This is a genomic window from Sutterella sp. (assembly GCF_030539355.1).
Lineage (GTDB): Bacteria > Pseudomonadota > Gammaproteobacteria > Burkholderiales > Burkholderiaceae_F > Sutterella.
On the sequence record NZ_JAUNSF010000086.1, the window covers coordinates 1 to 12334 of the forward strand.

The window sequence follows — 12334 nt, forward strand, 5'->3', positions numbered from 1 at the left end:
ACTATATCTGGTCCCTGCTCAGAACTGTCAATGACGATTTCTTCGCGGTGGTGGACGGCAAGTACCCGCCGCCTCCTGAGGGCGTGGATGGTTCGCAGATTGAGAATCTGCGCGGCCTCTGCGGCGCGATCCGTCATGAGTTCAAGAAATGCTTCACCCCGGCGCCGGTTCTAAAGCAGAAGCGCTCGGCGTGGATCGATCGTGACTGCTGGACCTGGAAAACCATTGACGGCGTCACTTACATCCGTTTCACGACGCTTGAGAAGGGAGAGCGCATTGAACTGCGGCTGAAGGGCGTCCGTGCCTTTCCTCTCAGGAAGGGCCGTGTCCTTGACGGCAAGACAGGAAAGGCCTGGAACAAAGGTGCCGCTATGGGCATCCTTGTCTACACTCCGCAGGGTTTCTTCTTCGACGTCGGGACGCCGCTCAAGGTGGAGGAGCACGTCAACGCGCTGGGCGAGGACGCCGACAAGGCGGTCTGCAGAAGCTATGACCAGGGCGTGACCGAGACTCTCATGGATGACGGGGGCTACGCCTATGGTGAGGGCTTCCGGGAAGTGCTGAGCAGGAGTTCAGAGAGCTTCACCGCCAGGCATTCCGAGCGTCAGAAGTTCGAGGCTCTGGCCCGCAACACGGACGACCCGGAGAAGAAGGCGAACGTCATTGAGAACAATCTCGGCCGTGAACGGTATGAAGCGTTCCTCTTCCGCGTCAAGCAGAGCGCTGCGGATTTCGTCAACAGAGCGCTGAACGACGCCGTCAGGAAAGCGCTCAGCGACGGCGTGGACTGGCTGGTGCTCGAGAACCTCAGGCATGCCTTCCAGTTTGGCGAGGGTCTGCCCCTTGGAATCAAGCGCGTGTTCGTCTGGTGGCTCCATGGATTCATCATCAAGAGGCTCCTCTTCAAGGCCAGCAAGCACGGACTCAAGGTTGCGCTCGTCCCGAGCGCCTACAGTTCCCAAGGGTGCCCCTCGTGCTTTTATACCTACTATGGCAACCGCCGGGGGGATCACTTCAAATGCCAGGCCTGCAAATCCGAGTTCCACAGTGACCGGGTGGGGGCGGTGAATCTTCTTCACCGTCTGCATTCCAGTCACTGGTGGCCGGACATGACCGTTGACCAGTCCTGGAGAGCGGCCCGCCTCGACTACGAGGAGGAGTGCGCCAGACGAGGAACCACCCCGCTTCCCGAAAAGAGAAGACCGAGAAGCGGGGTGAAGCGAACAAAGTCAAGCGGAACGCCGTCTCAGAAAACGAACCGGAACGCATGACCGACCATACATTGCATAACTCTCAGAAGAGGAGGAAGACCATGCTGAAATAATCTAGCCCGAACCTTGCGGGTCGCGGGGTGTCCGGTTCCGGACACTCTGCAGTGATCTGTTCCGAGTGAACGCGTTTCGTGGTGTTCGCTGTAGCATCATATCTCGGTGACCCCGATCATCGGCTATGCGGTTCACGGAGGCGGTCGTTCCTGCGGGGAAAAGGCGCGTTTGGACTGGGCGGCGACCCCGCCCGACTGTTGTTGCGCCAGGCTTGGTCGGAGTGTCCGGTTACATTGCACGAATTTCCGGCCTCCTGATCTGAGTACGAACTGCTCAACCCAGGGTGTGAGAGGTACGGTTGAGTACCATCAACAGAAATCGTTTTGGCCTCAAGAGCACCGAAGCCCATCATGATGGACACGGTGTTTGAGAACGGTTTGAACAATTTCAGCGGCGCCTGAAACGCCGCAGTGAGCACCGACGACATCCTCGTCGCCGATGTGTTCGTCTTCCAGACCCGCCCGCGGTTCAGCTCCGCGGAGCGGGTTTCTTTCTGCCTTTTCTCCGGCAGGCTCGCTCCGGCGGGTTCTCACTGGTTCTGCACTCCCGGGCATCCCCTTTCCCTGCGATTCGTGCATCGGAGTCACTTCGAAAAAAGATAGTGAGACATGGGAACGTCCTCATTTTCCGTTTTGGAGCCGGTCCGTACCATTCCTCCCCATCTCAGGACCACCCGTGACCACGGGTGAAGCGGTGCCGCCCCGGAGGCATCCCGGTCCTGGGGACAAGAAGACTCTCTCCGGATCAACCCAAAGGACAAGAACCCATGAACAAGCACCTCCTCGCCGCGGCGCTCCTCTCCGCGCTCGCGACCTCCGCCTTCGCCGCCAACGTCACGCTCTACGGCGTCGTCGACACCGGCTTCTCCTTCAAGAACACCTCCGTTGACGGCGCGGATGACGTCCGCACCTTCCAGATGAAGACCAACCAGCAGGCCGGGAACCGCGTCGGGTTGAAGGGCACCGAGGATCTCGGCAACGGCTTCAAGGTGGGCTTCGTGCTTGAGAACGGCTTCAACGAGGACAGCGGCGAGCTCGCCCAGAACGGCCGCCTCTTCGGCCGCGAGGCCATCGTCTACCTCGACGGCGCCTTCGGTCAGGTGGCGTTCGGCCGCACCTCGCAGCTCGCTGCGGGCGTGGGCTCCTACGCCATCTCGGGCGGCGCCGTGAACGCCTTCTCGACGGGCTGGGGCGGCGTCGGCAACTGGGCCAACGTCACGAACGGCAACGCCGCGCGTTACGACAACACCATCACCTATCGCTCGCCCGCCTTCGCCGGCCTCCTGCTGTACGCACAGTACTCGATGAAGACCGACAGCAAGAGCGACACGACCGGCACCGAGAACAAGGCAAGCACGGACCGCTACTACGGCCTCGGCGCGACCTACAGGAACGGCGCCTTCAACGCCGTGGCGATCGTTGACTCGATCAACTACAAGTCGACCGAGGGCTCGGCCCGCGAGGACGACGCGGTCTCCGTCTTCGTGGGCGGCGGCTATGACTTCGGCTCCTTCAAGATCCTCGCCAACGGCCGCTGGTTTCAGGACGCCGCTTCCTTCAGCGCTCTCTCCTTCGCCTCGCCTGCCGCGAACACGACCACCGACGGGAAGCTCCGCGGCGTTGACGGCTACGGCTTCAACGTGGGCGTCAACGTCCCGGCCTTCGGCGGCATCGCCAAGGCGCAGATCGGCTGGGGCCACGGCGAGTACGAGGTCGAGGGTTCCCAGGACGCCGAGCTCGACATCCTCGCGCTTTCCGCGGGCTACATCTACAACTTCAGCAAGCGCACCGCCGTCTACTGCGCCGCGGACTTCAAGACCGGCGACTACAACGCCGCCGCGAAGACCGGCGACACGGACGTGACCGAAGTCATCGTCGGCCTCACGCACCGCTTCTGATGAAGTCTTCTGACAGCTTCTGAGAAGCCTGGCTCCGCCCCGGCGCTCCTCTTCCGCAACCAGCCCTGAGGAGCGCCGGGGGTCCGGGGCTTCAATGATCAAACCCGCCCGCGGTCATCAAGGCGCAGGCGGGTTCGCTTTTCTCACGGAGCGCAGTCAGGCGCCTTCCTTCTCCCTCGCTTCTTTCTTCTCCTCCCGGGCCGGGTTCTCCGGATGGTCTCGGAGCAGCATCTTGAGAACGCCGCGGAACCATTGGAAGTACGGATCAGCGTCCTTTCGCTCATGCCAGGCCAGGTTCATGGTGAGCGTAGGGGCATCGGGCGGCGTCGGCAGCAGCGAGAAGCGCTCCGGACTGGCCCCGAGCGCCGTGCGGGCGAGCGCGCGCGGCATCACGAGCACGAGGTCGCTTCCTTCGATGAAGCACGGGGCGGCGAGAAAGAACGGGATCTCGAGCGCCCGGTGACCGCCCCTGCGTGCATGGAACCACCCTTCCGCGGGGCCGTTCGGCGACCGGCGGCGGTCGGGCTGGGCGTTGGCGATCACCTGCGGGTAGAGCTCGGCGTCCTGCGGCGTCACGAACCCCTGTTTTTCCGCGATTTTCTCCAGGCGGTGGCCCTTCCGCACCACCCAGGTGTAGGGCGTGGTGAGGAGCGGCATCGAGCGGAACTCCCCTCCCAGGCCCTGTCGGGCGAAGATCACGAAGTCGATCGTGCCGTCGGCGAGCTCGAAGAACATGCGCTCGTCGCTCTGCAGGAATTCGAGCGTGAGCTTCGGCGCGCGGGCGATGAGCTTCGGGAAGATCGGCGCGAAGATCGACGTGCAGGCGTTGTCATAGGCGGCGATGCGCAGTTTCTCCTTCCTGAGGAAGAAGTCGCGGTCATTGTCGACCCCGAGGCGGTCGAGCGCGGCGAGCAAGGGCCGCAGCTGCCCCGCGATCCGCTCGGCCTTCGGGGTCGGGCGCATCGCGAATCCTTCGCGCGTGAAGAGCCTGTCGCCGCCGAAGTGCTCGCGCAGTTTCTCGAGCGTTCTCTGCGCGGTGGCGCTGCTCATGGCGAAGCGCTCGGCGGTCTCGGCGAGCGAGCGGCTCTCGAAGAGCGCAAGGAAGAAGGCGAGCGCGCGAGTTTCAATGGACGACGTTTTCTGCATGTCGGTCACTTCGAAAATTGATAGTGATTCGGGGGAATTTTCCCATTTTCCGAATTTCCCTGCACGCCTAAGATTTCCGCCATGTCCGGAAGACATCAACGAAAGATGTAGTCCGGATTAAGTCAGAAGGACCTGCCGCCCTCTCTCCGAAGAGGGCCGCACACATCATCTCAGTCAAAGAGAAGACACCACCATGCAGACGAAGACCATCACCATCCTTTCGCTCACGCTCCTCGCGACCGGCGTCGCGCAGGCCATGACCGCCGGCACCTTCACGGGCTCCGCGATGGCCCGCAACGGCGAACTCGCCGTCGAGGTCGACACGACCGCCGACGCGATCAAGGCCGTGCGCATCACGAAGTCGACCGAGACCCCGGGCATCGGCTCGCTCGCGACTGACGCCCTCCCCGCCGCGATCGTCGAGGCCGGGTCGCCCAACGTCGACAGCGTCTCGGGCGCCACGATCACCTCGAAGGCGATCGTCGCCGCGGTCTCGCAGGCCCTCGAGAAGGCCGGCGCCGATCCGAAGAGCATGAAGGCCAAGGCCGTGAAGAAGGCCGATGCCGCGGTTTCGTTCCCGACCGAGGGTGACGTGATCATCGTGGGCGGCGGCGGCGCCGGCATGGTGGCCGCGGCCACGGCCGTGGGCCAGGGCGCGAAGGTGATCGTGCTCGAGAAGATGGCGATGATCGGCGGCAACACCGCGCGCTCCGAAGGCAACATGTCGGCGATCGACCCCGAGCCCGAGAAGCTCGCCCCGATGACCCCGGCGCTCGACGCCATCGTCGTCAAGTACATCAACGCCCCGGTCCCGACCGCTGAGATCAAGGCGATCCAGGACACCGTGAAGCAGCAGTACGCCGACTACAAGAAGAGCGGCCGCACCACGATCTTCGACACGCCCGAGCTCTTCGCGCTGCAGACCCTCATCGGCGGCGACAACAAGGCCGATCCGAAGCTCGTCCTCGTGATGGCCCGCGAGGCCACCCGCGCCATGCAGTGGCTTGACGACCAGTCCGACATGACCTTCGAGCACATCGCCCGCAAGTACGTCGACATGGGCATCGGCGCCCTCTATCCGCGCGCCCAGTTCCCGCGCGCCAAGGACGGCGTGTCGCCCATCTCCACCTATGACGCCTACATCCGTCCGCTCGCCGAGAAGGTGAAGGCCGCGGGCTCGACGATCCTCACCAACATGAAGGTCGTTGACATCGTGAAGGAAAACGGCCGCGTCACCGGCGTCGTCGCCGAGGACAAGAACGGCACCAAGCACACCTTCCGCGCCTCGAAGGGCGTCGTGCTCGCCGCCGGCGGCTACGGCGCGAACCTCGACATGGTCCGCAAGTACAACAAGATCTCGGTCACCGCCACCTCGAACTCGCCCGGCACCACCGGCGAGGTGCTCGAGGAGGCCGTGAAGGACGGCGCCGCGCTCGAGGGCATGGCCTGGATCCAGATCCATCCGCACGGCAACCCGGTGAACGGCGACCTTGAGAGCAACATCGCCGGCCGTCCGCAGGACACGCCGTACGTCAACAAGCTCGGCCTGCGCTTCGCCGACGAGACGGGCCGCCGCGACGACATCTCGCACGGCATCCTCGCGCAGCCGGGCAAGGTCGCCTTCTCGATCTATGACCAGCGCACGGTCGACTCGAAGAAGGTCCGCGCCGAGCACATCGAGCGCGCCATCACGCACGGCTATGCCTACCGCGCCGACACGCTCGCCGATCTCGCGAAGATGGCCGGCATCGATGCCAGGGGTCTCGAGCAGTCGATCAAGACCATGAACGAGGCCGCGAAGCTGCAGAGCGACAAGTCGCTCTCCGTGCCGAAGGCTGTCATCGGCTGGACCGTCGAGCAGGCTCCGTTCTACTGCGTGCCCATCACGGTCACGATCCATCACACGATGGGCGGCCTCAAGATCGACGAGAAGACCCGCGTGCTCGACCAGAACGGCGCTCCGATCCCCGGCCTCTTCGCCGCGGGTGAGATCACGGGCGGCATCCACGGCGGCAACCGCCTCGGCCGCAACGCCCTCACGGATCTGCTCGTCTTCGGACACATCGCCGGCGAGGAAGTCCTGAAGTAAGCCTTCGTCAAAATAAGTTTGCTCTCTCCTCCGGGGGCCCGTCCGCAGTCGAAGCGGGCGGGCCCCCGGTCTTTTCAGAGGGCGGGAAACGGAGACATTTCCCGTCTTCCTGCGGCAACCGATGCGGGAGCCCGGGCGGACGCCGGAATCCCGGGATAAACGACAGCACGAAACCATGTGTCCCGGCATGATTATGTTTGTGAGGCATGCGCCGGCATGCCCGGAGCGATGCCCGTTGTCCGGTCCGGAATGCGCAGATCCCTGAAGCCGCGCCGTGTGCTTTCCGGGAAAGCAGGCACGGCCTCGTCCCGCCGGCGGGAGGGAGACATGATGGATGAACCTTCATCGAAAAGACAGCATTTTCAAATCGCGACATGCTTCCGAGGCATGGAAACGGATTCGGACAAAGTATTTGAAGGTGTCGTGACACATCCGTATAAAGCCGCTTGTCCACCGGAGAAACGAATGACGGGCCATTCGTTCGACGCATGGAACCCGTCAGCGCCGTCCGATCCGCGTGTCCGCTTCTGAGCCGTCAGTAACGTTCCTGCAGTCGCGAGGTGCACGCCCCTTCTTCCCTCGGGGCGCGGCGCGGCCGGGGAACGGGAATGCGGTCCGGGCCGCCGGGGCGATGCGCAGCAACGGTGCGGTATTCCTCTCCGGTGGACCTGCAGTCTGAGCAAACCGCTGATTCCCAGACGTCAGCCGTTTTCGCCGCCCGTTTGACGGACGACTCCGGGCGGGCGGCGCTCTCCCGCGGAGAAATACCGGCTCCGCGGGTTCTCACGGCCCCGGACGCTTCGACCCTGAAGCCCGGGGCTCTTTTTTTCGATTCCCCTCCCCTTCCTTTCCTGTTCCGGTGCCGCCGCAGCAGTCCGTTCGACACCAATTTTACTTGCATCCCTCCCTCCGGCCGATGTTTACCGCGGTCCCGCTGTGGTAGCCTAGGGGGGGTCTTACTTACGTCCGTTCTTCTCATGGGCGGGCGTTTCCCTCAGGCAAGAAGCAAGGTTTTCAATGTCCCACCTCAGAAACGCAGCCGCAGCAGCAGTCACTGCCGCCGCTGCGCTCTTCCTCTGCGGTCCTGGCGCGACTGTTCAGGCCGCCCCCGCCAGAGGCACCCTCTCCGTCTCCAATCTCTCCGAATTCACCGCTCGCGGCCACGACGCCACCCGCGCGGACCTCGCCGCCCTCCAGAGAAAGATCCAATGCACCTCGAGCCTCGAGGACCAGCCGGTCGGCAAGACCGGCGGCGTCTTCCGCAGGATCAGCTCTGACTGCTACAGGGACCGGCTCCCGGGAAAGCCCCTCTTCGAGGCGATCTTTCTCAAGACCTCGCCGCGCGCGGGCTGGGTGCCGATGACCGTCAACTTCCGCTACGAGCCTGACCAGAAGGCATACCGGAACTGGCAGCGGCTCCTCTCCTCGGGCGGTCTCAGAGCCCTCCCGTCGGGCAAGGACGCTTCGCCCGGCGAGAAGCGCTTCCGCGACCGCACCGTGCTTTTCCGCCTCTTCGAGCAGAAGGGCTCGGGCGAGGGCGTCGTGACCCTCATGCTGCTCGAGCGCTATGCGCAGGGCCTGAGGCACGGCGGCATGAGCGACGAGGAGATCCGGAAGGCGATCGGGCTCTGAGCGGCCCGGGGCGCAATCGTCACCAGCGGCGCCCGGGGAAGGCCTCACAAAGGTGTCACACGGCGGCGCCGGACGGTCCCGGCGCCCCGTTTCCGAGAGGTTCGGGCAAGAGAAGGATGGCTTCTCTCAGGCCGGGAAAAGGCGGGACTTCTACAATTGAGAATCTCGCTGAAACCGTCTCCTTAATCACCCCGGTGCCTGAAAAATGGCCAAGTCACGCAAACAGCTCGATCTATTGAACGGCTCCCTCTGGGACAAGATGATCGTCTTCGCCGTTCCCCTCGCCCTCACGGGCGTTCTCCAGCAGCTCTTCAACGCCGCCGACGTCGCGACCCTCGGTCACTTCGTCTCGCGCGACGCCATGGCCGCCGTCGGCAACAACGTGCCGGTGATCGGCCTCATCGTCAGCCTCTGCATGGGCCTCGCGCTCGGCGCCAACGTGATCGTCGCGCGCTACATCGGCATGCGCGAGGAGGCGCTCGTCGGCAAGGCCGTCCACACCGCCTTCGCCCTCGCCGTGATCTTCGGCGTCGTGATCGCCGTCTTCGGCGAGCTCTGCTCCGGGCTCATCACCGAGCTTCTCGAGGTCCCGGAGAGCGTGGCCGGGCACGCGGAGACGTACCTGCGGGTGTACCTCCTCGGCATGCCCTTCATCGCGATCTACAACTTCCTCGCCGCCGTGATGCGAAGCCGCGGCGACACGAAGACGCCGCTCTACGCGCTCGTGGCGGCGACGATCTTCAACATCGCGGGCAACCTCTTCTTCGTCCTCGTGCTCGGCATGGAGGCCGGGGGCGTCGCTCTGGCCACGGCGCTCGCGAACGGCCTCGCCGCGGCGATCCTCTTCGTGAACCTTCTGAAGTCCGACTCGATGCTGCGCCTCGAGGTGAAGAAGCTCACGCAGATCGACCCGGCGATCCTGCGCACGATGGTGCGCATCGGCTGGCCCGCGGGCCTGCAGGGCATGGTCTTCTCGCTCTCGAACCTCGTCATCCAGAACGCGATCAACAGCCTGGGACCGGACGCCATGGCCGGATCGGTCGCGGGCTTCACGATCGAGATCAACGTCTACTGCTTCATCAACGCCTTCGGCCTCGCGGCGACGACCTTTGTCTCCCAGAACTACGGCGCCGGGAACCTCGAGCGCTGCCGGCGCGCGACCTGGGTGTCGGCGGGCATCAACTTCGTCGCGACCCTGGTGCTCGTCGCCTTCGTCTGGTACTTCGCCCATGACCTGCTCGGCCTCTTCTCGGACACCGAGGAGGTGATCGCGCTCGGTGTCACGCGAATCATGTACGTCGTGCTCCCCGAGCCCGTGAACGTCATCATGGAGACGGTGTCGGACGCGATGCGCGGCTACGGCTATTCGCTCCCGCCCGCCATCATCACGCTCATCTCCATCTGCTCGATCCGCGTCGTGTGGGTGATGACCATGTTCGCGGCCACGCCCACCTACGAGACGCTGATGATGGTCTACCCGATCAGCTGGATCACCACGACCGTCTTCCTCTGCATCCTCTACTGGCGCCATCAGAAGTCGCTCGAGAAGAAGATGGCCGAGAAGATGGAGCGCCGCGCCGCGGCCGAGAAGGCCATGGCCGAGGGGGCGGCGGAGGCCTGATCCGCCCTCTTCCATTGAGACCGGTCTGAAATGAAGAAGCCGGGTTCCTTGCGCGATGCGGGGAATCCGGCTTCGGTGTCTTCGGAGGGGCGTGCTCCCCCGGGGCTTGAGGGTGGTCAGGCGGTTTTCCTCGCCCGGGGTTCAGCGGTCTCCCCGGCCGCCAGACGCTCGGCGCGCCGGCAGGCCGCGGCCGTGAAGAGCACGTCGGTCGAGCTGTTGAGCGCCGTCTCGCAGGAGTCCTGGATCACGCCGATGATGAAGCCGACGGCGACCACCTGCATCGCGGCGTTCTGGTCGACGCCGAAGAGACCGCAGGCGAGCGGGATGAGCATGAGCGACCCGCCGGGGACGCCCGCCGCGCCCGCGGCACAGACGGCCGTGGCGAAGGAGAGCAGCACCGCGGTGAAGAGATCGACGGGGATGCCGAGCGTCGTGACCCCGGCGAGCGTGAGCACCGTGATCGTGATCGCCGCGCCCTGGGCGTTGATAGTCGCGCCCACGGGAATCGAGATCGAGAAGGTGGACTCAGGCAAACCGAGGCGCCGGCAGATGCCGAGGTTCACCGGGATGTTGGCCGCCGACGAGCGCGTGAAGAACGCGGGGACGCCCGAGTCGCGCAGCGTCATGAGCGTGAGCGGATACGGGTTCTCGTGCGTGCAGAGCCAGACGAGGAAGGGATTCACGACGAGCGCGAGGAAGGCCATTGTGCCGACGAGCACGGCGAGCACCTTGACGTACCCGGCGAAGGCGTCGAAGCCCGTCTCGGCGATCGTCGAGGCGACGATGCCGAAGACGCCGAAGGGCGCGAAGCGGATGACGATCCTCACGATGAAGGAGACGGCCGAGGCCGCGTCACTCAGTACCTCGCGGGTTTCCTCCTTCGCGCTTCGGAGCACCACGCCCATCGCGACCGCCCAGACGAGGATGCCGATGTAGTTGGCGTTTCCGAGCGCATGGACGGGGTTGTCCACGGCCTGGAGGAGAAGATTGCGGACCACCTCGGCGATGCCGCCCGGGGCGGAGACGGCGGCGTCGGTCACCTGCAGCGCGAGCGTGCTCGGAAAGAGAAGGCTCGCCGCGACGGCGATCATGGAGGCGAGGAAGGTGCCGAAGAGGTAGAGCGCAATGATGGGCTTCATGTGGACGGCGCCCGCGACCTGCTGGTTCGCAATCGCGCTCATGACAAGCATGAAGACGAGGACGGGCGCCACGCCCTTCAGGGCCGAGACGAAGAGCGTCCCGAGGATTCCCGCGTCCGCCGCGGCATCCGGCCAGGTGAGCCCGAGCGCCGTGCCGAGCACCAGACCGATGACGATCTGCCGCACGAGCGACCCCTTCAGGAACGGCAGGGCAAATTTGAAGACACGCTGCATCTGCATCTGTTTCCCTATGACTGACGGGACGGCGCTCAAAAAGAAAAGCATACACGACCGCTCGCGAGCGGCCTGCGTCGTCCCGAATAATGAAATAATTCGTTCCGCTTTTCGGAATGAACGCGAAGATTACTCCTCGGACGGGGATGGTGCGCGTCAATGTGCTCCTGCCATATCCTGGATCAAAAAAAATCGGATGATTCGCTGATGAACGACATCCGGGGAGAGGCGGCATGTCGCCCGGGGACGGTGCGAAGCGTGAGCACGGCCGACCGCGGCTAACGGGATCGCGCTGCCGCCGGTCGAAAGTGAGGCGGTCTCGGGCGGGAGATCCGCCGGGTTCCGCCCTCTTCTCCCCCTGATGTGACTCTTTAGAATTGTGCGGATCCCTCTCCCCAGGAGCTCCGCGCATGCCCACGAAGAAGAAGACCCTCAGCCGCCGCCTGAACGGCAGAACCGTCGAGATCTCGTTCGAGTCCCGGGAGGAGCTTGTTGAAGGCCTCACGCCCGAGGAAAAGGCTGCGATCGACCGCTGGCTGAGCGAGCGCGGCGGCGAGAGCGATGACAGGGAGGAGCCGGCGGAACGGCCGGGGAAGCCGTCCGTCCGCGCCAGGACTGCAAAACCCAGGCGTCCGGGGCAGTCCGTCGCGGAAAGTTCGGTCGATCTCTTCACGGGCTCGCTCTTCGATGACCTCCCCGGTGAGTCCGTGCTCGCTTCCGCGGAGACTCCGCAGGAGCCGGCGGCAACGCCCCGGACGCCGGGAACCCCGGCGGACGCGAAGTACGTGGGGCCGAACGGCGAGACCTGGACCGGCAGAGGCCGCAGACCCGCCTGGCTGAGGGAACTGCTCGCGGCCGGTCACGGCCTTGAGGAGTTCCTGAGGAAGGACGCCTGAGAGAAGCGCGTAAAGAAACGCCCCGGAAGAACTGAATTTGAAGAGACACTCTAGATGAGCGGCAGCAGAAAACTGAATCTTGAGGAACTGATGACCGGAACCATCCTCTCCAAGGGGACTGTCGTCGTGACGGAAGGAAATGTCAGGCGTCCCCGCGTCACCTTCACGCACCCCGACGGCGAGGAATGGGACGGCCACGGCGAGATGCCGGACTGGGTGCGCGAGGCGCTCGATGAGAAGTGGCTGCTTGAGCGCTACGAGGTGTCGGAGGCCGAGGACGATGAGGAGGAGTCTTTCGGCTGGGGCGACACGACGCCCTTTGACGATGACGCCGATGAGGATGACTGGGAGGACG

At 64.6% G+C, this 12334-nt stretch carries 8 protein-coding genes and 1 pseudogene; 7 read left to right on the forward strand and 2 right to left on the reverse strand.

Features of this window, described 5'->3' with window-relative positions; all coding sequences use genetic code 11:
• Together Q4F91_RS10405 and Q4F91_RS10410 are read left to right on the forward strand one after the other, a co-directional pair.
• Positions 1 to 1271: transposase (locus Q4F91_RS10405; protein ID WP_303337439.1), on the forward strand; the 1271-nt coding region annotated here is incomplete at its 5' end.
• An 820-nt stretch (positions 1272 to 2091) separates the two neighbouring features.
• Entirely contained in the window at positions 2092 to 3222 is a 1131-nt protein-coding gene (locus Q4F91_RS10410) for a porin (protein WP_303337441.1), read from the forward strand.
• Positions 3223 to 3378: 156 nt separating this feature from the next.
• Here Q4F91_RS10410 and Q4F91_RS10415 read toward each other — a convergent pair whose 3' ends face one another.
• Positions 3379 to 4368: a LysR family transcriptional regulator gene (locus tag Q4F91_RS10415; protein WP_303337443.1), complete on the reverse strand. Its 990-nt coding sequence runs from the start codon at positions 4366 to 4368 to the stop codon at positions 3379 to 3381.
• 193 nt (positions 4369 to 4561) lie between these two features.
• Here Q4F91_RS10415 and Q4F91_RS10420 point away from each other — a divergent pair, with 193 nt between their 5' ends.
• The 3 genes from Q4F91_RS10420 to Q4F91_RS10430 all read left to right on the forward strand — a co-directional run bounded on the left by Q4F91_RS10420 (position 4562) and on the right by Q4F91_RS10430 (position 9710).
• A complete protein-coding gene (locus Q4F91_RS10420; RefSeq protein ID WP_303337446.1) occupies positions 4562 to 6457 on the forward strand; it encodes a flavocytochrome c in 1896 nt (631 codons plus the stop codon).
• 1017 nt (positions 6458 to 7474) lie between these two features.
• Positions 7475 to 8089: a hypothetical protein gene (locus Q4F91_RS10425; protein WP_303337448.1), complete on the forward strand. Its 615-nt coding sequence runs from the start codon at positions 7475 to 7477 to the stop codon at positions 8087 to 8089.
• Between the two features lie 205 nt (positions 8090 to 8294).
• The gene (locus Q4F91_RS10430) at positions 8295 to 9710 is read left to right on the forward strand and encodes an MATE family efflux transporter (RefSeq protein ID WP_303337450.1); all 1416 of its coding nucleotides are present in this window, start codon (positions 8295 to 8297) and stop codon (positions 9708 to 9710) included.
• Positions 9711 to 9826: 116 nt separating this feature from the next.
• On the opposite strand, the gene sstT is transcribed toward Q4F91_RS10430, so the two are convergent.
• On the reverse strand, positions 9827 to 11083 hold the full coding sequence (sstT, locus tag Q4F91_RS10435) for a serine/threonine transporter SstT (RefSeq protein ID WP_303337453.1): 1257 nt from the start codon (positions 11081 to 11083) through the stop codon (positions 9827 to 9829).
• A 410-nt stretch (positions 11084 to 11493) separates the two neighbouring features.
• Between sstT and Q4F91_RS10440 the strand changes: the two genes are divergently transcribed.
• Positions 11494 to 11979 carry an H-NS family nucleoid-associated regulatory protein gene (locus Q4F91_RS10440; protein WP_303337452.1) on the forward strand — a complete coding sequence of 162 codons (486 nt, stop codon included), beginning with the start codon at positions 11494 to 11496 and terminating at the stop codon, positions 11977 to 11979.
• A gap of 90 nt (positions 11980 to 12069) precedes the next feature.
• A pseudogene (locus Q4F91_RS10445) lies at positions 12070 to 12334 on the forward strand (hypothetical protein); the annotation flags it as partial.

What these genes read in the sequence shown, in the direction of transcription:
- Q4F91_RS10410 (WP_303337441.1), top strand. Translation starts at nt 2,092, where the DNA reads ATGAACAAGCACCTCCTCGCCGCGGCGCTCCTCTCCGCGCTCGCGACC.
- Q4F91_RS10415 (WP_303337443.1), bottom strand. Translation starts at nt 4,368, where the DNA reads ATGCAGAAAACGTCGTCCATTGAAACTCGCGCGCTCGCCTTCTTCCTT.
- Q4F91_RS10420 (WP_303337446.1), top strand. Translation starts at nt 4,562, where the DNA reads ATGCAGACGAAGACCATCACCATCCTTTCGCTCACGCTCCTCGCGACC.
- Q4F91_RS10425 (WP_303337448.1), top strand. Translation starts at nt 7,475, where the DNA reads ATGTCCCACCTCAGAAACGCAGCCGCAGCAGCAGTCACTGCCGCCGCT.
- Q4F91_RS10430 (WP_303337450.1), top strand. Translation starts at nt 8,295, where the DNA reads ATGGCCAAGTCACGCAAACAGCTCGATCTATTGAACGGCTCCCTCTGG.
- sstT (WP_303337453.1), bottom strand. Translation starts at nt 11,083, where the DNA reads ATGCAGCGTGTCTTCAAATTTGCCCTGCCGTTCCTGAAGGGGTCGCTC.
- Q4F91_RS10440 (WP_303337452.1), top strand. Translation starts at nt 11,494, where the DNA reads ATGCCCACGAAGAAGAAGACCCTCAGCCGCCGCCTGAACGGCAGAACC.